Raw genomic sequence first — 19,996 nt, forward strand, 5'->3', positions numbered from 1 at the left:
CCTCCTCTCACTCCTCCGGGCCGGAATCGGCCGGGGGAGGGCTGGTGGTCTTCTTCGCCGCGGTCCTCTTGGCCGCCGCCTTGCGCGGGGCCCGCCGCTTCTCCCCGATAGGAGTCCACTCGCCGGAGTCGATCCGGGCCTGAATGGTCCGCTGGTCGAACGCGGCCCCGACCGTCACCACGAACTCGGCGCCGGCGGGGCCGCGGAAGCGGAGCTTGTCGCCGGCGCGCATCAGATGATGACGTCGGCGGCCGCGAGGCCGGTCGGGCGGACGACCTTGGACCCGTACAGGTGCAGGCCCTTCACGATGTCCGCGAAGCCCTTCTCCTTGCGGGTCGCCTCGGTGTTGTTGATCTGCTCGGCGTAGGTGGCCGCACCGGAGTACCCGACGATGATGAGCTTCCCCGCGCCCGCACCCGGCCCGTCGGGCGCGTTGTTGGACTTGCGCAGGGAGAACCCGGCGGCCTCGCCGACCAGGCCGTTGGCGCGGGTCATCGCGGCGGCGGGGTCACCGGCGGACACGAACCGGTCGTCCTTCCGCAGCAGCCCGTGGAACGCGGGGGTCACCACGGCCCAGCGGCCCTCCTCGGGCACGCTGGCCTCGTCCAGCAGCACGCCCAGGTCCACCAGCAGGTCGTAGGCGGCCGCGGCGGTGGACAGGGTCTGCTCGGCGATCAGGTTCCCGGCGTCGACTCCGGCAGCCATCAGCCCGGCCACGTACTGGTCGGCGGTGTCGCGGAGCTTGTACGCGGCCTTGCGGGCCTGCTCGGTGAGGACGGCACCGCCGTTGCGGGCCTGCCGCTTCTCCACGTCGTCGACCTCGAACGCGAAGTACTTCGCCTGGTCGATGGTCAGGGTGGAGTCGGTGTCGTCGACGTCCTCGATGGTGATGTCGGTGTGCGGGGTGTAGGTGCCGATGGTCGGCTCGGCCAGGGTGGTGATGTGGACGGTGTCGCCGTACTGGGAGATGTCTCCCTCGTAGTCCCGGTTGACGACGCCGGGGGCGGCGTACACCAGGGACTTCTCCAGCGTGACCAGCAGGTCCGCGTTCCACACCTCGGGCTTGAAGGCGCTGATGGCCATGGTTTCCTCCGTAAGGGGGTCAGGTGTTCAGGCCGAGGTAGTCGTCCAGGCGGCCCTCGCTGCGGGCCTTGACGATCTCGGCGTGCTTGCCCTCCTTGGACAGGCGCTTGACGTCGTCCTCGGTGAGCTGGGAGGGCCGGCCACTCCCCTTGCGGGCGCCGGAGTCCGCGGTCCCTTGGAACCGCTTGGTGCCGCTTTGCGCGGCCAGGTAGGGCTTGCGCTTGAGGAGGTCGTCGATCGCGTCGGCGACCTCCTCGGCGTCGACCTCGCCGTCCTCGTCCACCTCGAATTGCTCGAGGTCGATGAAGCGCAGCGCGTCGGCGGGGTCGGTGAGCTTCTTCGCGGCCGCGGCCTTGACCTCTGCCTTGACGATGCGGGCGTTGGCCCGCGCGGTCGCCTCGGACTCGGCCTGCCGGCGGATGGCGTCGGGGCCGGCCTCCTCGCCGTCCTTGGCGGCGGGCTTGGCCGACTCGGCGAGCTGGCGTTCCAGCTCCCGGCGCCGCTCCCGCTCGGTCTTGAGCCGCTCCTTCATGGAGGCCAGGGCCTTCTTGCCCGGGTCGCCCAGGGCGTCGGCCCCTTCGGGGTCGCCCTCCTCGCCCTCGCCCTCGGGCTCGGTGTCGCCTGGGGTGCCGTCCTCCCCCTCGGCGCCGGGGGCGGCGCCGTCCTCCTCGCCACCGTCGGCGTACAGCAGCGGCGACCACGGGCCGACCGCGTAGGGGTGGAACCAGCCCGGCAGCAGACGCGTGCGGGCGCGGCGGGGCAGGGTGTGCATGTGCATCGTGTTCTCCCGTTGCGGGTGGGTGGGCCGCGCGTTGCGCGCGGTCAGACGATGTAGGCGTGCTTCTTCAGCAGCGCGATGGCCTCCTCGCGCGAGGACGCCCGCCGGTAGATCTCCTCGGGCATCAGCCGCACACCGCGGGCGCGGGAGTACCGCTCGCCGGGGCGCCGCTCGAAGCTGCGCCGCCGACTGCCGGCGATACCGCGCCGGGTGGTGCCCTCGGTCGTGGCGCGCACCGTCTGGCCGTACACGGTGGCGGTGGTCATGCCGCGGCGGGCGTTGACCACCTGGCCGATGTCCGCGCCGTCCGCGATCGCCTCCATCGCGGCCTGGCCGAACGCCTTGCGGCGCTGCGCCTCGGTCATCCGCGCGTAGACGTCCTCCGGCATGACCGGCTCCGGGGCGTGGCTGCGGGTGACCGGGTCCATGGTGCAGTCGCACTGCGGGTGCCGCTCGAACCCCTCGGACAGCCCGTACTCGCGGCCGGCGAGGATGATGCACCGCGCGCACGCGGGCAGTTCCACCACCCGGATGTAGGAGGTGATCCCGGGGCGGGCGGCCATCCCGACCAGGTCGGCGGCCCGGCCCGCGTCCGCCACCAGGGTGCGGGCCAGCAGCTCGAGGAACACCGCCCCCGACGCGATCGACACCGCCCGGGCGAACCCCCGGGCGAGCCGGTTCAGCGTCACGTACACCGGATACATCAGCAGCTCCGCCAGGCCCCGCCCGTCACCGGACACACCGGCGAGCTCCGCCGCGTTGACCTCGCCCTCGGCCTGCTCGCCCGGCAGCAGCCGCCCCAGGTAAGGGTCGGCCTGCCGGGCCGCGGTCAACTGCCCGGCCGTGATCAGCGCGATGACCTCGGCCAGCAGCGCCAGCCACGACTGCTCCAGGTCCTCGGGGTCGACGCGGTCCCACACTTCCCGCGCGGCGCGGGCGGTTGACGCCGCGAGCTGTGCCCGCTGCTGCTGGTGGTCGACGGCGGCCGGAGACGGGCTCACGCCGCCCCCTCAGCCGGTTCCGGCTCCTCGCCCCGGGGCTCGTCCTCCTCGCCGCCCTCGGCGGTGTTCTGCGGCCGCCGGGCGAGCATCCCGGCGGCGGCGGCCACCGGGTCCATCTCCATCTCCCGCGCGCGCATCAGCACCACGTCCGCGACCTCCGTCGGGGTCAGCCCGTAGCGGCGGGCGAGCCACTCGAAGGGGAAGCCGATCTGCTGCAGCTTCAGCAGCGCGTCGGCCAGCTGCGCATGGGAGCGGGACTCCGCATCCGCCCACAGCAGTTGCCCGCCGCGCACCACCTTGGCCTGCTCCTCCTCGCCGCGCGCCAGCGCCACCAGCGCGAACAGCTCCCGCAGCGCCTGCCCGTACCAGGTCTGCTTCTCCTCCACCCGCTTGACCAGACCGGTCTCGGCGGCGATCAGCGCGTCCCCGGACAGGTTGGCCATGCGCCCGATGAGGTAGTGCTGGGGGGTCCGGGTCTGCGCGGCGATGTGGCCGACCGCGACCTCGATGACGTCGGTGTACGCCTCCAGGTTGGCCGCCGTCCACTCCCCGATCGAGGCGTTGTCGCCAGTGAAGAACGCGACCCGGTCGGCGGCCAGCCGCTCCATGTCCATCGGCTTCTCGCCGACGATCTGGCCGGCGGCGTTGAGGATCGGGATCTTCGGCACCTCGGCGCCCAGCACCACCCGCTGCGGGAACGCGGCGTAGTCGGAGGCGGTGAACAGCTGCGCCCACAGCAGGTTCACCGCGTTCTGCATGGCGATCACCCCGGACACGTCCGAGATGGGGTCGTCCACCAGCATCGGCCTGTTGAGCAGCTCCACCACCGGCACCACGCCCATCGGGTTGGGCTGCGGGTTCGGCTCCTTGAGCTTCTCCGGATCGCGCGGTGTCCAGTCGTTCAGCGCCTCGTCGACCGCGGCCATGTCCTCGGACTTGGCTTTCCGCTCGACGGGCCGCTCGAACTTCCACACCTCGTCCGGCAGGTAGAGCACGGCCATGTACTTGTCGCCGTCCTGCCAGCGCCGCAGCGCCGCCCGCCGCCGGCGGCGGGATCCGGGCTCGTAGGCGATGATGCAACTGGTGGCGTCCTCGAACGTCACCACCGGGGTGTCGTCGTCGTCCGGGTCGCCCCACACCAGCGCGAACGCGCGGGCGGCGATGACCGCACCGAGGAACCCCAGCTGGGAGTCGGCGTCCAGCCCGTTGGCCTGCCACACCCGCCACAGCTCGGCGTCGGCCCGCTCCATCCCGGCCGGCTTGATGCCGGTCACCGTCAGCCGCTCCACCGGCGAGTCCGCAACCACCTGGACCCAGTTGTCGGAGAAGTCCTCGTAACGGTCGCCGTGGTACCTGGCGAACTCGTCCGAGGCGAACTTCAGCGGCTGCTTACCCCGGTAGAACGCCTGATGCTTGTCGATGTCGTCGCACCGGTTCAGCAGCTCCTTCTCCAGCAGCTCCACCAGGGCCTTCGCCTGCTTCTCATCAGCCACGGATCCGACCCCCTTCTCACGCGCCGTAGTAGTAGGACGTCTGCTTGACCGCCAGCCCGGCGGCGACGACGTCGCCCCACGCCTCATGGGCCAGCACGCTGGTCACACAGGCGTCGATCTTCTGCGCCTCGGACGCCTTGGTCAGCACGTACCGGCCCCCGGGCCGGGCCGCCGAGCGGGCGTTGGCCACGTGCGCGGCAGTGATCTCACACCCGTCGTGCGTGAACGTGGCGTCCTTCTTCGTGACGTCGGTCTTCAGCCGCTCGCACGCCGCGTGCATCTGCACCACACGGCGGGTGTACCAGCGCACCACGCGCTTCTCGCCGTGCTTCTCCGCCCAGGTATCGACCTCGGTCTCCCAGTACGGCGGATCCGCATACAGCCGGACCACGTCGTAGGTGGTCATGACCTCGTCCATCGCGGCCATGACTTCCAGGCGCGGGACCTGGCCGCCGAAGTCGGCGGGGTTCCACACGCACGGCCGCTTCTCCGGCCCGTAGGTGGGCGTGAACTGGTGACCGTCCATGGTCTCCAGCCGGATGGCCGTGTGGTCGTCGATGTCGGAGCCGTCGAAGCCGCCCACCACACGGGCACCGGGCGGTACCGCCCGCGGCTTCGCACGGGCCTCCCACGCCTCGCCGTCCAGCCAGGACGAGGTGCCCGACACCACGCGGTTGCCGAAGAACCGCTCCGCCTGGGCGGGGTCTTTCTCCAGCAGCTCCGCGGCCTCGGCCTCGATGGCGTCCAGGTCCACGTGCGCGGACCCGGCGTACACCACGCGGTGGATCCGCCGGCGCTGCCGCTTGTCGCCGTAGGACAGCGACGCCGGCGCCTGCGGGTGGTACCGGAAGATGTCCGGCCGCCGGGACTCCGCCGTCGTCTGCGCCACGCTCGCCTCGGACGGATCCCAGGCGTTGGTGGTCTCCATCGTCCGGCCGCCCATACCGGCCGCGCCGCGCCGCTGCGTCTCCGCCACCCGCCGCAGCTTGTTCGCCGCCGTCCACGTCCCCGTCTCGTCCTGCTCGGCGAACGTGATCGGGTTACCCAGCCGGGACAGCGCCGACGACGTCACGACGTCGATGCGGCCCTCGTCGCCAATCCGGACGAACTCCTCGCCCACCCGCAGCAGCCCGGACAGCGGGCCGCGTTTCACCATGTTCCGCAGCGGCCGGTAGACGTTGTCGACCTGGTCCTCGCTGGACGCGGTGAGCTGAATCAGCGGCGTCGGCCACGGCACGCCCATCGGCTCGCCCGGCTCGTAGGCGTGCCACCAGCCGCACTCGCAGCCGTGGTCCGCGCACCGGTACACCTCGCTGCCCGTGGCCCACCCGGCGAACACCACCGGCCCGCACGCCTCGGCCAGCACGATCGTCGCCGTCCACGGGCCCTTGCCGGTCTTCTGCGGCGCCACGATCTGCGAGCGGCGGTAGAAGAACGCGGGGGCGAGCTGGCCCACGCGGGCCTTGGGCCGTATCCGGTAGTGGTTGACGGTGCACCACAGCTGCCACGGGTACAGCTCCAGGTCCTCGCCGGCGCGGAACCCATCCGGGATCGGGCAGTGCGCCTCGATCCAGTCCGGCACGATCCACAGCGTGGGAAAGTCGACAACGAACTCCGGCCCGGCGTCAGGCCCCTTCGCCACTGGGCACGACCTTCAGCCGGTCACGGGCTGACGCGCGCCGCCTCGGCTGCGCCACCGCGGCGGCCTGCTCCGGTCCGGCCGCCGCGGCCGCGATCCGCCACCGGTTCCGCAGCATCCCCTGCACCGACAGGCCCAGCGAATCGAGGTACTGCCGGACGACCTTCTGCAACTCCACCGATGCCTTCGGCAACTCCGCCTCTGCCAGCTTCCGGCAGAACATCGCCACCTCGATCTCCTGGCCCAGCCGCTCCCACGCCACCGCCTGCGGCCGAGACCACATGGATTCCCACAGCTCCAGCTCACGCGGCTGCGCGCTGACCAGCGGCCACTCCGGCGCCGGGCCGGTGCGGCCCTCAGCCGGCAGCGTCGACCACCCGTCCTTGAGCGCCATCTGCTTGAGCGAGTTCGGGTCCGGCGGCGGGCCGGACACCACACGGGCGCCACCTCGGGGCATAGCGATCACTCCTCCACGCCGCGTTGCGCGGCACTGGCTGCCGTCACCTTGCGTGACGATCAAGGACCTTTGAACCCGACGAACTTCTCGGAGCCCTCCCCGGCGTTCGACGTCCCCTACCCCTGAGGGGGTCCACCCCCAGGGTGCGGTCACTCTCTGTCGTTCCAGCCGCCTGGTTGCTCGCGTGCTGTGTGCCGGGAGTGGTGCGACTTGGTCATCGCTTGCAGGTTGGTCCAGTCGTGGCCGCGGGGACCGAGCGGTCCGAGGCCGTCACGGTGGTTGACCTCGGTGGCGCGGGGTCTGAACAGCTCGGGGAGAGCGGTGCACTCTTCGCACTCGCAGTAGGGGTGCGCGGCGAGGAAGGCGGCCCGGGTGCGTTGCCAGGCCCTGCCGTATCCCTTGGCCCCTGGGTGTTTCCGCCCCCCCCTGGCCTTCGCGGCGCAGGCTTGGCAGCGCCCCCCCGGGGTGAGTTCGGGGCAGCCGGGGGTGGGGCAGGTCTGCATGGCTCGCCGGGGCATGGGTCAGCCCAGCTTGCCGAGCTGCTTCAGGGACCGGGCGAGGGCTTCGTCCGCGCCGCTGGCGTCCGGGGTGATGCGGACGATCTGGCCGGCGGGCGCGTGCTCGGCGTAGGCGCGGCTGGCCTCGGCCTTGTCGACGAAGCCGGTGTCCAGTCCGCAGGTGCAGACGGTGCAGGCCCGGCCGGTGGGTTCGTGCTGGGCCCAGCCGTCCTCGGTGGGCGCCAGGTCGCGGATCTCGTTGACGAGGGTGGGGCGGTGCATGGGGGCCTCCTCGGGGTATGGGACGGCCCCCGCCAGGGTGTGGCGGGGGCCGGCGGTGCGGGGCGCGTGGGTCAGCAGGCGTCCCACTTCCACGTGCCGTCCTCGCGGGTCCACGGCTGGGCCGCCCGCTCGAACTGGGGCACGCCTACGCCGTAGGAGACGCGGGCGAGGTTGCCGGAGATCTCGTCCACGCTGATGTTCTTGATCTCCAGTTGGCCGTGTTCGTGGTGGCCTTGGTCGGCCATCGCGTTGAAGGACTCCGGGGTGATCTCTTCCTTGCAGCGGTTGGAGACGAGCTTGTATCCGGCGGGCCCGTCGCCGCCAAACAGGGCGTGGGTGTAGTCGCGGACGGACTTCTCCAGCACGGCTCGTTCAGTGGCTTGCGGGTCGGCCTGGGAGCTGGTGTCGGTGGCCGGCGCGGTGCTGTCGTCCCCGCTGCTGCTGGTGCTGCAGCCGGTGAGGGCGAGGGTGGCGGCCGCGGCGAGCACGGCGAGGGCGGTGGTGTGTCTGCGCATAGGGCGCACGGTGTCGCACGGGCCGGTGTGGCGCGGGCGGTGTGACGGTGCTGTGGCTGTGCTGTGACACGGTGGCGGCACCGGCCGCCCTCACAGCCGGTGCCGCCGCCCTGCTCCCCTTCTGCACCCACTCCTGTCCCTACGGGGTGGCTTGGTGGTCGTGCCCCCGTGAGGCGCCGGGATTTGCACCCGGGTCCGTCCAGCGGGTGAGGCTGGTGCTCTGCTGTTGAGCTACGCCTCGACGGGCGGCACGACCGGTCTGTGAGGCTGCCACGCTCCCGGGGGTCTCTCCGTCCCCGCGCGGTGATCTCCCTAGTGCGGGCACCGCGGTGCGGGAGGGTCCAGTTCCCTGGTCCCGACCTGGTCCCGGCGGGCGCCGCTGGCGCCGCACGACCGGTTTGGCCGCGCAGGGCAGGGCAGCACCCCTGCTGTTGTACCTGCCCTGCGCGGAGCCTCTGGGTACGCCGAAGGCCCCGGACCGGCGAGCGGTGCGGGGCCTTCGGGCATACGTCTGCGGAAAGATCGTGACACGCTGTAATGCCGCTGGTCAAGCGCGGCGCTGCCGGGCCTGGTGCAGGGCGATGACCTCCTCGGTGTCGTACCAGGGCTGGCGGGGGGTTCCGCCGACGCGGTGTAGGTGGCCGCGGCGGACGAGCTGGCGGACGCCGTCGAGGGTGATGCCGAGCTGCTGGGCGACCTGGTGGGCGCTCATTCGGCCGGGCGGGACGTGCAGGGGTTCCATGGTCACTTCGCGGCGGTGGGATCGGCGTGGAGGGTCGCGGCGAGGGCGAGCCAGGTCTCGGGCGGGTAGCTGGTGCCGCACCAGCGGCAGCGGATGAGGGCGGTGCCGGCGGTGGCGCGGAGGACGGCCCCGCACTGTTCGCCGCCCACGACGGTGGGGCAGTAGCCGACGCGGGTGGTCTTCACGGGCGGGTTGACGATGGAGACGACGGAGCGCTCCAGGTCGCGGATCTCCTCGGCGAACGCTCCGGCCATGGGCCAGCTCGCGGCGATCCAGTCGAGGTTCATGCTCAGGGCGCGGGCGGCGACGGTGACGCGCCGTTCGGTGGTTCCGGTCGCGGCGGGCTGGCCCCAGCCGCGGTCGTGCTGCATGGCGCTGCGCCAGTCCTCCAGGACGCCGACGATGCCGCCGGGGCCCCGGAGGCTGAGGGCGGGCTCGGAGACGGGGATGGGGGCTTCCACGGGCGTGGTGCGGCCGAGTTCGGGGCGGCGGCCGGTGGAGTGGAGGAACGCGGCCAGCGCGGCGTACAGCTTGGGCATCCGGTCGAGGCGTTCGGCGGTGGCATTGGTGCAGCCGGGGCACAGGTGGTGCTCGGCGGCGTCGGTGTGGAGCTCGCGCTCGCACAGGCCGCAGATGGTCATGGGCTTCTCCTGGTGCTGCGGGCCCCGGCCGGTGGGGGCGGCCGGGCCGAGGTGGGCTACTGCTGAGGGGTGAGGGTGGCGCGCCAGCGTTCGACGGTGGCGACGGGGACGTGGCCGGTATGGAGGCAGGACTGGCCGGGGTGGGTGCGGTGGACGAACCTGGCGAGGACGTCCGCGAGGGTGGCGCGGAGCTGGTCGCGCTCGGCCCGCAGCTCGCTGTCGTGCTGCTGGACGAAGGCGTCGACCAGGGCTTCGCGGGTCTCGTAGCCGAGGACGCCGTAGGCGTAGGGATAGTCGATGGCGTCGAGGAGGTCCTGGCGGGCATTCCGAGGCTGCTCAGCGGGGACAGGGCTGGTGATGTCGGGCATGGGCTTCTCCTCCGTGATGTGCTGAGGGCGGCCGGCCCCGGTAGCGGCGGGGCCGGCCAGCTTCTGCGTCATGCCGCGGCCAGGACCCGGTCGAGGCGCTCGGACGCGAAGCGGATGTCCATCAGGTCCGACACGTCACCGGCCGTGGCGCCGGGCGGCACGGGGATGCGGCGACGGCGGCAGACCGCGAGCTGCTTGGGCGAGGCCGGGGCGGACCGCCACCGCGCGGCCTTGTTGGCGAGCTGCGGGGCGCGGGCCCGGGCGAAGACCTCGGCCCAGCGCATGGCGAACTCCAGCGGGTACTCGTTGTCCGGGTTGGGGACGCGGGCGCCGAGCTGCCGGTCCCACAGCCGGATGCGGTAGCCCTGCGGGTCTTCGCCGGGGGTGAGGAACAGGAACTCGCCGTTGCTGACGGGGATGAACCAGGTGCCGCCGTTGGTCTGGAGCCACTTGATCGAGGAGTTGTGGAACAGGTCGATGTCCTCCCAGGCGACCTTGCGGCCGGCGACGCGGGGGGCGGACTGGTGCTCTTCTCGGGCCACGGCCTCGGCGAGCGACTCGCCTTCCTCCGGCGGGGCCAGCTCGTACCCGGTCAGGTCGACCAGGGACGCGAGCTTGTGGCGGGTGGAGGCGCCCATCACGTCCAGGACGAGGGCGTCCTGCTTGCCCTTCCAGGGGCGGAGGACGCGGCCGACCATCTGCACGTACAGGGCGGCGGACTTCGTGGGGCGGGCGATCACCGCGCAGGACGCCCAGGGGGCGTCGAAGCCCTCGGTGAGGACCATGCAGTTGGACAGGATCTGGATGTCGCCGGCGGCGTACCGGCGGAGGGTGTCGGCGCGCTCGTCCTTCGGCATGTCGCCCCACACGGTGGCGCAGCTGAGGCCGCGGGCGTTGAGGACGTCGGCCATGGACTTGGCGGTGTCCACGGTGGGGGTGAAGACCACGCCCTGGCGGTCGGCGGCGTGCTCCAGGTAGGCGTCGGCGACGACGTCGGCCGCGCCGGAGTCGTCGAGGGCCTGGGCGAGCTGGCCGTCCTGGAGGTCGCCGGCGCGGGTGCGGACGGAGTCCAAGGAGAGGCCGTCGACACGGACGGCCTTGCCGCGGACGTCGACCAGGTAGCCGTCGGCGATCATCTCCAGGATGTCGCGGGAGTAGACGATGTCCTCCCACACCTCGCCGAGGCCGCCCTGCTCGCGCTGCATGGTGGCGGTGAACCCGGCCGCCGGGGTGCGGTCGAAGCATCCGAAGTGCCGCAGCGTCTCCACGTAGGTGGGGGCGGCGGCGTGGTGTGCTTCGTCGACGATGACCAAGCCGATGTCGCGGATGGCGGCGCGGCGCTTGGTCACGGCGAGCGTCTGGATGCTGGCGACGATGACGTCGACGTCCTGGTGCTGGTCGTGCTCGGCCTTGACGATGCCGACCCGCAGGTGCGGGGCGACGGCCCGGACCTTGGCGGCGGCCTGCTGGATCAGCTCGTCGCGGTGGGCGATGACCAGGGTGCGGATGCCGTGCTGGTACATGCGGGCGGCGAGGTGGGAGAAGACGACGGTCTTGCCGGCGCCGGTGGGGAGGAGGACGGCGAGGCGACAGCCGCCGTTCTGCCAGCCGGTGATGAGGGCGTCGATGGCCGCGGCCTGGTAGTCGCGGAGGGGAAGCGTGTCGAGCATTGCGGTCACCTCAGTTCGTGGATGCAGGGAGTGCAGGGAGTTGCAGGGAGTGCTGCAGGGAGTGGGAGAGCACTCCGGGTGTGCTTCGACCTGCGGTTTTGCAGGGAGACAGGGAGTACAGGGAGTGATACGGCTCTACGCAGTGAGAGAGCTGGATCGCCTTGGTGATGCATGCACGTAGATGCGTGATGCGCGATACGTATGTGACGCGTGTGGGATAGAGGAGGTAGGGATCACTCCCTGCAACTCCCTGTCTCCCTGCATCGGCGCAGCTCAGGGCCCGTGCAGGGAGTGGCAGGAAGGGGCTTTTCGACTCCCTGCCACTCCCTGCACTCCCTGCGCGGGTCGTCTTCACCGGCCGACTCGTCCGTTGCCCTGGTGCGCTTCGACGCGCCAGGTGTTCTGGCACTTGGCCGGGTTCCAGACGCGGACGGCCTTGAGGGTGCCGAAGTAGCGCCCGTCCCGGGCCTTGAGCCACTTGCCCAGGGCGTTGACCGTCGGCAGGTCGCCGGTCTTCGGGTGGCGAGGCACCTGCTCGGGCACGGCCGCGAGGATGGCGCCGGTGCTTACGGGCTCGTCGCCGAGCTTGTCGCGCCAGGCGGTGAGGAAGCCGATCCACTCCAGCAGTTCGTCGTCCTGCTGGGCGGCGTCGCTGCGGTCCGCCATCCAGCCGGGCACGCCGAGGAAGTCCAGCAGGCCGGCCATGAGGCTGGCCCACTCGGAGTAGTCGCCCTTGCGGGTGCGGATGGTGGCGCCGCCGTCGGCCAGCCACGCGCGGACCATCGTGACCAGGGCGGCGACGACCGTGGAGGCGTTGCCGCGCAGCCAGGGCCGCAGGTCGCCGACGCGGAAGCCGTCGCGCTGGTCAGGGTCAGGGCAGTTGGGGTCCAGCCGGACCCACATGGCGCGGCGCCCGTTGTCTCCGCCGGTGCGCAGGCCGTTGCCGGTGAGGATCCACAGGCGGTCGTTCGGCATGCTCACGGAGGCGGTGGCGCCGAGGACGCGGTCGCCCCAGTGCTCGCTGGTGAGCAGGGAGGACAGGACGGGGCTCTTGATGACGAACCCGTTGGGCAGGTTGTCGAGGACGACGACGGGCTGCCCGGTGGTGTAGAGCTGGGTGGTGATGCTCTTGCGCAGCTCGGTGTCGTTCTCGGGCCAGGCCGTCTCCGCGGTGCCGTAGGCGTACTTGAGGATGTCCTTCAGCAGGCTCTTGCCGCTGCCCGGGGCGGTCGCGGTGATGAGGAACATGGGCGTGGGCCCGTGGAAGTACGGGCGCACGATCGGGGTGAGCAGCGCGCCGAGGAAGTGCGCGCGGTCCGACTCCTGCGCCCAGGGGAAGTCGGCGAGCATCTGGTTCAGGACGATGTCCTTCGCCCGGCCCAGGCTGTCGGCGGTGACCTGCGGCTGGAGGCGGCGCAGGGGGACGCGCGGCTGGAGGTACAGGCCGGTGGCCTGGTCGTAGCCGGGCGCCTGGAGCAGCGTGCCGTCGGGCCGGATGACGGGCGAGGTGACGATGCCGCGCAGCGGCGGCAGTGGCCAGTCCTTGCGGCCGAGGACGGTGCCGCAGGTCTTGGGCATGAACAGCTCGCGCTCCTCGACCAGGCCCTCGGTGAGGGGATCGCGTTTCACCACGTAGCTGGTGACGTGGTCGGCGAGGTATGCGCGGAGGTTGTCGGTGCCCAGCTGCTGCATCACGGGGTTGCCGTTGTCGTCTTGGTGGACCCAGCACGGGCCGCTGGCCCGCTTGTAGAGGTCGGGCAGGCGACCGTCCCTCATGAGCTGCAGGACGCCGTCGAGGGCGTCGGCCTCGTTGGTGATGTCGAGCTCGGGCCGGCCGCTGACGACTCGCAGGTCCGGGCCGTCGCCCTCGAACGCCTCCAGGTCGGGCACGTCGTCCGGGGCCAGCGCGGAGGAGCCGTCGTTGAACGGCCCGGCCTGGGCGGGGACGACGTTCAGGCGGCGGCGGGGCGGCTCGGAGCCGTAGCCGCGGCGGCGCAGTTCGGCGGCGGCCTGCTTGTGGTTGCCGCCGTGGTGTAGCAGCGCGTAGGCGCCGAACTTGGTGTACGGAGCTTCGGCGGTGAACTCGGTGCCGGTGGTGAAGACGTACAGCCGGTCGCGGTCGGCGGCGCGGCCGGTGGTGGCGGAGACCCCCCGGTCCTTCCCGGGGCGCCGCCAGTAGCGGGTCTGCCCGTGTTGGTAGACGAACGTCCAGCCCTCGGGCTGGAGGATGTCAGCCCAGTCGGTGCGCGCCTCGTAGTCCTCGCCCGGGCGGACGCCGCCATCGGGCAGGGGGCGCAGGTCCCGCGGCGCGGTCTTCGGGGTCTCCGGCTTGGGCAAGGTGTCGACCATCCGGCAGACCCCGCGGATGGCCTCCATGACCTCGGCGTCCAGGGTCGGGATGGTGGCGGGTCCTCCGGCGATCCGGACGTAGGACTTGCCGGAGGCGTGGACGGTGCCACCGGACGGCTCGACCAGGCCGTATCCGCCTTCGCCGCGCGTCTCGATCTGGACGCGCACGATCCTGGCACCGGGCTTCTCCGCCAGCCGCTGCCGCTCCTCGGGGGTGTACTCGTCTTCGCGGGCGAGCCTGCTGGCCAGCTTGGTGTTGCCGGGCACGGGCGCGCCGTCGACGCGCACCCGGAAGTGGCGGCCGCCGGAGGGGGACTCGGTGGCCCAGCCGGTGAGGATGCCCCGCCATTCCTCGCCGAGGCCGGACGCCTCCATGATGTCAGTGACCTCGCCGAGGACACCGTCGGCGATGGCGTGACCCTCGAACTCGATCATCTCGACGTTGCCGGAGACGGCGCCGTAGACGACGGCGATACCGCGGGGGCGGGCGCCGTCGAACCAGCGGTCGTGTTCCTCGGGGGTGGAGCGGTTGACCTTGTAGGGGGTCCAGCTGCGGACGTCGGCGGCCTTACTGCCGTCGGCCTTGATGGGCAGGACGCACAGCCCGGCGTCGTGGAGCTCGCGGGCGGCGGCCCGCATGTCCTGGATGGGTGCGTCGCTCACGAACGGTGCTCCTGGAGGACGGCGCAGCGCGCGCGGTGGTCGGCCCGGATGGTGGCGGTGAACGCGGTGACGTCGTTCACGCCCTTCACGGGCCCTTCGGTGGTGCGGCAGAGCAGGCACTCGTAGCGGGCGCGGGGCGGCCTGCCGCCGTCCCCGAGGTCCACGTACAGCGCGCCGGTGACGGTCTGCTGGCGGTGTGCGGCCGGGTGGCCGGGGCGCTGGGCCCCGGCCACCGCGGTGTACGTCGAGCGGTGGGTCACTGCTGGGCCGCCCACTCGGCGCGGGCCTGAACGAGCTGGGCGTGGACGTGGTCCAGCCGGTCGGCCTGCTGGCGCAGCTTGGCGACGACGTCGGCGAGCTGGTCGGGGCCGAGGTTCTCCATCCAGAAGTTCTCGACGACCTCCAGGTTCACGACGGGCTGCCGCCGGGCGGGGGTGTCGCTGTAGGGGTTGGCGGTGATGTTCCCGCCGAGGACGTTCTCCTCGTAGAGGCCGGCCTTGCCGTCGGCGGCGTGGCCGGGGACGTGCACCTTGATCGGCATGCCGTCGAAGTAGGTGACGTGGGTGAGGTCGGTCAGGGCCAGGCGCACCCGGTCCGGGTCGAGGTCGTGGGCGTCGTGCTGCTCGGTGCACCAGGTGGGCTGGTGGCCGGTGATCTGGCCGCCGCCGTGGAGGGTGATGGTCCAGGTGCCGGGCTCGGCGGGCTTCTGGGTGAGGGCGGCGAGCTGGTTGCGAGTGGCCTTGAGCTTGGCGAGGTGCTTGGTCAGGTCGGCGATGAGCTGGTCGGTCTGCTCCAAGTCGAGCTCGGCCCAGCTTCCGTCGCCGACGAAGGCGAGGCGCGGCTGGTCGTCGTCGAGCTGGGTGAGGTGGAAGCCGAGGATGTCCTTGCCGTAATGCCCGCTGGCGGTGTGCTCGGGGCTGCTGTGGACGTGCTCGCGGGGGTCGGAGTGGTCGCGCGGGTTGCCGGTGCACCAGGCGTGCCCGTCGGGGCAGACGGTCGTCCGGCGGGCGAGGGCCTCGCTGGCCTGAGCGAAGGTAGTTGCGGGGTCCTGGCCGGCCGGGACGATGAGCGTGTTGCCGTCCACCAGGATGGCGGTGGTGAGGGCGGCGGCGTTGGGCCCGTCGGCGGTGACCAGACGCAGGTTGTGCGCGACCGTGAGGGCGTGGAGGGGGGACGCCTGGCTCCCCACGGCTGTCGGTGTGTCCGTGGGCTCGGTGAGGGTGTAGGGGATGGGCTGGTCCGCCTGGGGTGACGTCGGCGTTGACGTCGTGGGCATAATGGCCATGAGGACGTGTCCTTTCCGGGCGGCGTCGGGGCGGCAACCCCGACGCCGCTCTTGTGCTAGTTGGCGCTGGTGTGGATCGGGTCGTTCTCGTTGGGCGGCGTCGGGGCGGCAACCCCGGCGCCGTCCGTGATGCCGAGCGACTTCAGGAGGTCGACTCGGCGGGCCCGGAACTGGCGGCCGACCCGGATCACGGGGACCGGGAGGGCGTCGGCGCGGGCTAGTTCGTAGGTGGTTGTCCGGCTTATGCCGTATGCCTGGCCGACCGTGGGCCAGACGGGCACGATCGCTGGCAGAGCGAGGACCTCTTCGGTGGAGAGTGCGGGGACGCTCGTCGTCATGACGACTCCTGATCCGGTACGTAGGGGTCGAGGACGGCTGCCAGATCCCGGATGTCCAGCACCACCGCAAGGCGGTGCAGGGACTCAACGGAGAGCTGCTTCTCGCCACGCTCGACCTTGGACAGGTGCCCCGGGTCGATGCCGGAGCGCTGGGCTACGGACCGCAGGCTCAACCCCTTCTTCGTGCGCAGAGCGCGCAGGGGCGGAGGGTTCAACCTTGCGGTTGAGGACTTCTGCATGCGTTGAACGGTAGGCGTGTGGTGGCTCAGAGTCAACCAAACCCGAAGGTGTGACTTCACATCTCGTTGACTCCTGGTCTACGGTTGGCGCATGTCCCTGAACCAGCTGTTTCAGCCCCTCCCCGCAGGGGAGCCGGCGCCCCCCACGCCGAATCAGCTCGTCTCTTACAACCTGCTCCGCGCCCGCCGCACTCGCGGCTGGACGCAGCAGGACCTCGGAGAGAAGCTCGGGAAGTACACCGGGCGAGCTTGGTCGAATGCGAGCGTCAGCGCTGCTGAGCGAGCGTGGCAGGGGGGGCGCCCGAGGAACTTCGATGCAGACGAAATCACGGCTTTCTGTCAAATCTTCGACTTGCCATTCTCCTACTTTCTGATGCCACCAGAGGAGAATCTCCCAGGCGAAATCTCAGTAGCCGAGGAGAGTAAGCGGCATGCACTGGGATTCCCGGTGATCGAGTTCTTGAAATGCGTGCTGGGGGTGGACCCTCCGCCTGAGCATGAAGAGCGGGTAGGGCGGATCGTGGAGGAAGTTGCGCAACTTGGGTGGGTCCCCCCGCGCTGGGAGTACGGGCCAGAGTGGGTAGCGCCCGAAGATTCAGCCGAGCGGCCGAGCAGTGGTCCCGGCCTCCGCACTGCGTGGAAGGCCGTACTGCAAGGCAAGACCGAGGCGGAGAAGGTCAGGGCTGAAGCGATGAAGCTCCGGGCGGAGTCAGCCAAGGCGAGGGCTGAGGCGGCGAAGACTCGGAAGCATACGGCGAGGATCAAGGCCGAGATGGAGAGGAGTAAGCAGCGGAACGCGGAACCCGTCAGCGATGAACTGAAAATCCTCAGAAGGCTGCCAGAGGGTCAACGGGAGGCCGCTATCTCGGCTTTCTCTATGCGAGTGGCGGAAGAAGTGATCAAGATTATGCAGAGTAGAGGTTACGAATTTATCGAACCGCCTGAACCGCCAGAAGAAGACGACCGCGAGGAGTAGAGGGAGCGCAGGTGCTGGAGGCTGGGCGCCTGAGATGGACAGGCGAAGGCCGGACTCACCCGTAATGAGTCCGGCCTTCGTCGTTGCAGAGTAGTGGCAGCCTCCGACAGTCACCCCTCCTGCTTCTCGTCTCTGTCCTGTGCTGCGCGGGCCGCCTGGATCCTTCGTTGAAGGAGGTCCTCCGGTAGCCCTGCCAGGCGCAGCGCTCGCCCGCGCGTAGCGTGTTCTGCGCGTGCGAGGTCCTTGCGCTTGAACAGCTGCGTTCCTCTCTCATCCAGGCCCGTGACCTTGAGGTGGCCGCGGGCTACCCAAGAGCGGATGGTGGAGACGGTCACGGCGGATGCCCCTGCTGTAAGCCAGCGCCGCCACTTCGTGGCTACTTCAGCAGCCTCTGCCGCCGTGAGCCAGTCCTCTATGTACCAGCCCCCGACCGGGTCGTAGTCCGCAGACACCAGAACCTCCCCAAGCATGCAAAAAGCCCCGCATCAGCGAGGCTTGAACTGGACGCGGGCACACCTGTGCCGCTGGCAGGGAGTATGCGCTAAGAGCTCTTGCGGTGTCTAGTGGTCAACGCCCCATATGGTGCGTTCATATGGAACAGTCGAGGTGGCAAGACTGTGTCGTCGGAAGGGGGACCGGTGCCTGTATCCCGCCGTGGTGGAGGTGTCACGAAGCGGTGTGAGTGCCGCGGCCCGGACGGCAAGCTCCTCGGCGCCGCCTGCCCCCAGCTCACCAAGCGTTCCCACGGCCGGCCCGCCGTCCGCCAGGAGCTGCCGCCCGACGCCGACGGCAGACGCCGCGCCTTCCGCCGCACCGGCTACGACTCGGTGAAGGACGCGCAGACCGACCTTGACCGGCTGCGCGCCATCCTCGACCTGCCCGGCGACGACGAAGACGAGCAGCGCCGCGTCGGCGACCTCCTCGCCGACATCGCCCGCCGTCGTGCACCGATACCCGAACCCGCCGAGGTGTCCCGGCGCCTCGGTGTGGGCGTACCCCTGGACGGGCGCATGACCGTGGGCGAGTGGCTAGAGGTGTGGCGCGCGTCGAAGAAGACCAGGGCCACGACCAACCGCGGCTACGACTCCCACATCCGCGTCCACCTCCTGCCCGGCCTCGGCCACCACCGCCTGGACCGCCTCAACGTCGGCCACCTGGTGGAGTTCTTCGACGCCATCGACGAGCGCAACGAGACCATCGCCGCGGAGAACGCTGCCCGCCGCGCCCAGGAGCAGCGCTGCAAGTGGGGCAGACCCGGGGCGCCGCCGGCCATGCACCGCGCGCGGCTGGCCGCCGAGCGGGCCAAGCTCGCGGAGATGCCGCCGTACCGCCGCACGACGTCGGCCGCGACCAAGCAGCGGATCCGCTCCACGCTGCGAGCCGCGCTCAACGCCGCGATCGCCCGGCAGCTCATCACCTTCAACCCGGCCGCGCACGTCGAGATGGAGTCCGGGCGCCGGCCGAAGGCCGTGCTGTGGACCGAGGAGCACGTGGCCCGCTGGCGGCAGACCGGCGAGAAGCCGAGCCCGGTGATGGTGTGGACCCCTGCCCAGGTTGGTGCGTTCCTCGACGCGGCCGAGGGCGACCGGCTGTACGCCTTCTTCCATCTGATCGCGTTCCGCGGGCTGCGTCGGGGCGAGGGCGTCGGCCAGGACTGGGCGAACGTGGACCTCGAGCGCGGTCTGCTGACCGTGGCGAAGGAGATCGTGGTCGACGGCTGGACGATGCTGGAGACGGCGCCGAAGACGGACGGGTCCGCGGGGACGATCGCGCTGGACGACGTGACGGTGGAGGTGCTGCGGCAGCACCGCGCGCGGCAGCTGGCCGAGCGGGACGCCTGGAATGCGGAGGCGGCCCGCAAGCGCGCGGCCGGGGAGAAGGCCGGCGACTGGGTGGACACGGGCAAGGTCTTCGTCGCCGAGGACGGGAGCTGGCTGCACCCGGAGACGGTGTCGGATACCTTCCGCCGCATCTGCCGGGAGGCGGAGCTGCCGCCGATCAACCTGCGGGACCTGCGGCACGTCGCGGCGACGCTGATCCATGCGGGCGGCGGCGACCTGCATGCGATCAAGGAGACGCTGCGGCACTCCACGATCACGCTGGCCGGTGACACGTACACCTCGCTGCTGCGGGAGGTCGACAAGGAGATCGCCAACGCGGCGGCCGCGCTGGTGCCCCGGGCGCGGAGGAAGGCCGAGGACGAGCAAGACGTTCAGACGGGGGAAGAGAACAGCGCTAGGTGATCACGCACGGCTTCCGTGGGTGGTGTCAGAGATGCCGAGCAGGCGGAGGGCGCGCGAGCGGGTGCGGCGTTCGGCGCGGGCGAGGTCCAGGGAGTGGTACAGCGGGCGGCCGGCGGCGTCGAGGTCGGTGGGGGCGAGGTGGCCGCGCTGACGCCACTTAGAAATCGCAGAGAGAGTGACGCGGGCAGCGGGGTCACCGGTGACTATGCGCCGCCACTTGGTGGCGAGGGCAGCAGCTTCGGTGCCAGTGAGAAGGATGTCGACATCGGACATGCGGTGCACCTTCCTTGGCCGGGAACGGCGAGACCCCCGAACGATTCGTTCGGGGGTCTTGGGTGGTTCATGACACACGTGTTCCGTCAGCACCATGTTGACGCTAAACAGCGGGTCTTGGCAAGCCTCAAGGGCGCCTGCCGAGATCGGCCCGCTCCAGGGGCGATTGCCAGCTCCAAGAGTGGTATCGCGGTACCATGGAGGGAGCTGGTCGGGCCCTCATCACCGCAGGTGGTGGGGGCCTTTCTGCTGGCCCGCTGCTGGCCCGAACGCTCCGGAACGGTTCGGCGGTAGGCGGACAGGACGGCACGAGACAGCAGGAGGGCAGATGCCCTGAGCTGCGAGAACCGGCAGCGTCCGGCACTGGGCGGCACTCGCCGGAACTGGGTGAAACGGGACGGTAGCTGAGGCTCGCAGACTTTTAATCCATTGGTTGTGGGTTCGAGTCCCACACGGCCTACCGC

The 19,996-nt window shown here is 71.0% G+C and carries 22 protein-coding genes and 1 tRNA gene; 2 read left to right on the forward strand and 21 right to left on the reverse strand.

The window, feature by feature from the left end:
- Nucleotides 1-7: 7 nt before the first annotated feature.
- From QC029_RS25425 to QC029_RS25515, 19 genes are all read right to left on the reverse strand, one after another.
- A complete protein-coding gene (locus tag QC029_RS25425) occupies nucleotides 8-232 on the reverse strand; it encodes a hypothetical protein (RefSeq protein ID WP_279558130.1) in 225 nt (74 codons plus the stop codon).
- Entirely contained in the window at nucleotides 232-1,083 is an 852-nt protein-coding gene (locus QC029_RS25430) for a P22 phage major capsid protein family protein (protein ID WP_279558131.1), read from the reverse strand. The genes QC029_RS25425 and QC029_RS25430 overlap by 1 nt, the downstream gene beginning before the upstream one ends.
- 19 nt (nucleotides 1,084-1,102) lie before the next feature.
- Nucleotides 1,103-1,861, reverse strand: coding sequence for a hypothetical protein (locus QC029_RS25435; RefSeq protein ID WP_279558132.1), 759 nt, complete (start codon nucleotides 1,859-1,861; stop codon nucleotides 1,103-1,105).
- 44 nt (nucleotides 1,862-1,905) lie between these two features.
- Entirely contained in the window at nucleotides 1,906-2,862 is a 957-nt protein-coding gene (locus tag QC029_RS25440; RefSeq protein ID WP_279558133.1) for a hypothetical protein, read from the reverse strand.
- A complete protein-coding gene (locus tag QC029_RS25445; RefSeq protein ID WP_279558134.1) occupies nucleotides 2,859-4,355 on the reverse strand; it encodes a phage portal protein in 1,497 nt (498 codons plus the stop codon). The genes QC029_RS25440 and QC029_RS25445 overlap by 4 nt, the downstream gene beginning before the upstream one ends.
- Before the next feature lie 16 nt (nucleotides 4,356-4,371).
- The gene (locus QC029_RS25450) at nucleotides 4,372-5,997 is read right to left on the reverse strand and encodes a hypothetical protein (protein ID WP_279558135.1); all 1,626 of its coding nucleotides are present in this window, start codon (nucleotides 5,995-5,997) and stop codon (nucleotides 4,372-4,374) included.
- On the reverse strand, nucleotides 5,981-6,451 hold the full coding sequence (locus QC029_RS25455) for a hypothetical protein (protein ID WP_279558136.1): 471 nt from the start codon (nucleotides 6,449-6,451) through the stop codon (nucleotides 5,981-5,983). Before QC029_RS25455 ends, QC029_RS25450 begins: the two co-directional genes overlap by 17 nt.
- A 521-nt stretch (nucleotides 6,452-6,972) precedes the next feature.
- Nucleotides 6,973-7,323 carry a hypothetical protein gene (locus QC029_RS25460; RefSeq protein WP_279558137.1) on the reverse strand — a complete coding sequence of 117 codons (351 nt, stop codon included), beginning with the start codon at nucleotides 7,321-7,323 and terminating at the stop codon, nucleotides 6,973-6,975.
- Complete coding sequence (locus QC029_RS25465) at nucleotides 7,302-7,745, reverse strand: hypothetical protein (RefSeq protein WP_279558138.1); 444 nt, start codon at nucleotides 7,743-7,745, stop codon at nucleotides 7,302-7,304. Before QC029_RS25465 ends, QC029_RS25460 begins: the two co-directional genes overlap by 22 nt.
- Nucleotides 7,746-7,913: 168 nt before the next feature.
- Nucleotides 7,914-7,986, reverse strand: a tRNA-Val gene (locus QC029_RS25470).
- 306 nt (nucleotides 7,987-8,292) lie between these two features.
- Complete coding sequence (locus QC029_RS25475; protein WP_279558152.1) at nucleotides 8,293-8,487, reverse strand: hypothetical protein; 195 nt, start codon at nucleotides 8,485-8,487, stop codon at nucleotides 8,293-8,295.
- Between the two features lie 2 nt (nucleotides 8,488-8,489).
- Nucleotides 8,490-9,128, reverse strand: a complete 639-nt coding sequence (locus tag QC029_RS25480; RefSeq protein ID WP_279558139.1) for a hypothetical protein — start codon at nucleotides 9,126-9,128, stop codon at nucleotides 8,490-8,492.
- A 56-nt stretch (nucleotides 9,129-9,184) separates the two neighbouring features.
- A complete protein-coding gene (locus tag QC029_RS25485) occupies nucleotides 9,185-9,496 on the reverse strand; it encodes a hypothetical protein (protein ID WP_279558140.1) in 312 nt (103 codons plus the stop codon).
- A gap of 68 nt (nucleotides 9,497-9,564) precedes the next feature.
- A complete protein-coding gene (locus QC029_RS25490) occupies nucleotides 9,565-11,166 on the reverse strand; it encodes a DEAD/DEAH box helicase (protein ID WP_279558141.1) in 1,602 nt (533 codons plus the stop codon).
- Between the two features lie 351 nt (nucleotides 11,167-11,517).
- Nucleotides 11,518-14,178, reverse strand: a complete 2,661-nt coding sequence (locus QC029_RS25495) for a bifunctional DNA primase/polymerase (RefSeq protein WP_279558142.1) — start codon at nucleotides 14,176-14,178, stop codon at nucleotides 11,518-11,520.
- Nucleotides 14,175-14,438 (reverse strand): hypothetical protein, encoded by a 264-nt coding sequence (locus tag QC029_RS25500; RefSeq protein ID WP_279558143.1) that lies wholly within the window; start codon nucleotides 14,436-14,438, stop codon nucleotides 14,175-14,177. The genes QC029_RS25495 and QC029_RS25500 overlap by 4 nt, the downstream gene beginning before the upstream one ends.
- Entirely contained in the window at nucleotides 14,435-15,463 is a 1,029-nt protein-coding gene (locus QC029_RS25505) for a hypothetical protein (protein WP_279558144.1), read from the reverse strand. The genes QC029_RS25500 and QC029_RS25505 overlap by 4 nt, the downstream gene beginning before the upstream one ends.
- Before the next feature lie 56 nt (nucleotides 15,464-15,519).
- Entirely contained in the window at nucleotides 15,520-15,801 is a 282-nt protein-coding gene (locus QC029_RS25510; protein WP_279558145.1) for a DNA-binding protein, read from the reverse strand.
- Nucleotides 15,798-16,040, reverse strand: a complete 243-nt coding sequence (locus tag QC029_RS25515; protein ID WP_279558146.1) for a helix-turn-helix domain-containing protein — start codon at nucleotides 16,038-16,040, stop codon at nucleotides 15,798-15,800. The genes QC029_RS25510 and QC029_RS25515 overlap by 4 nt, the downstream gene beginning before the upstream one ends.
- 91 nt (nucleotides 16,041-16,131) lie before the next feature.
- On the opposite strand from QC029_RS25515, the gene QC029_RS25520 reads away from it, so the two are divergent.
- Complete coding sequence (locus QC029_RS25520; RefSeq protein ID WP_279558147.1) at nucleotides 16,132-17,016, forward strand: helix-turn-helix domain-containing protein; 885 nt, start codon at nucleotides 16,132-16,134, stop codon at nucleotides 17,014-17,016.
- A gap of 110 nt (nucleotides 17,017-17,126) precedes the next feature.
- Here QC029_RS25520 and QC029_RS25525 read toward each other — a convergent pair whose 3' ends face one another.
- Nucleotides 17,127-17,468, reverse strand: coding sequence for a hypothetical protein (locus QC029_RS25525; protein WP_279558148.1), 342 nt, complete (start codon nucleotides 17,466-17,468; stop codon nucleotides 17,127-17,129).
- A gap of 186 nt (nucleotides 17,469-17,654) precedes the next feature.
- Between QC029_RS25525 and xerC the strand changes: the two genes are divergently transcribed.
- Nucleotides 17,655-19,259 (forward strand): tyrosine recombinase XerC, encoded by a 1,605-nt coding sequence (gene xerC, locus QC029_RS25530; protein WP_279558149.1) that lies wholly within the window; start codon nucleotides 17,655-17,657, stop codon nucleotides 19,257-19,259.
- On the opposite strand, the gene QC029_RS25535 is transcribed toward xerC, so the two are convergent.
- Entirely contained in the window at nucleotides 19,260-19,532 is a 273-nt protein-coding gene (locus QC029_RS25535) for a MerR family transcriptional regulator (protein WP_279558150.1), read from the reverse strand.
- Between the last annotated feature and the right edge of the window lie 464 nt (nucleotides 19,533-19,996).

The sequence above is a fragment of the Streptomyces sp. DH37 genome, from assembly GCF_029813835.1.
Lineage (GTDB): Bacteria > Actinomycetota > Actinomycetes > Streptomycetales > Streptomycetaceae > Streptomyces.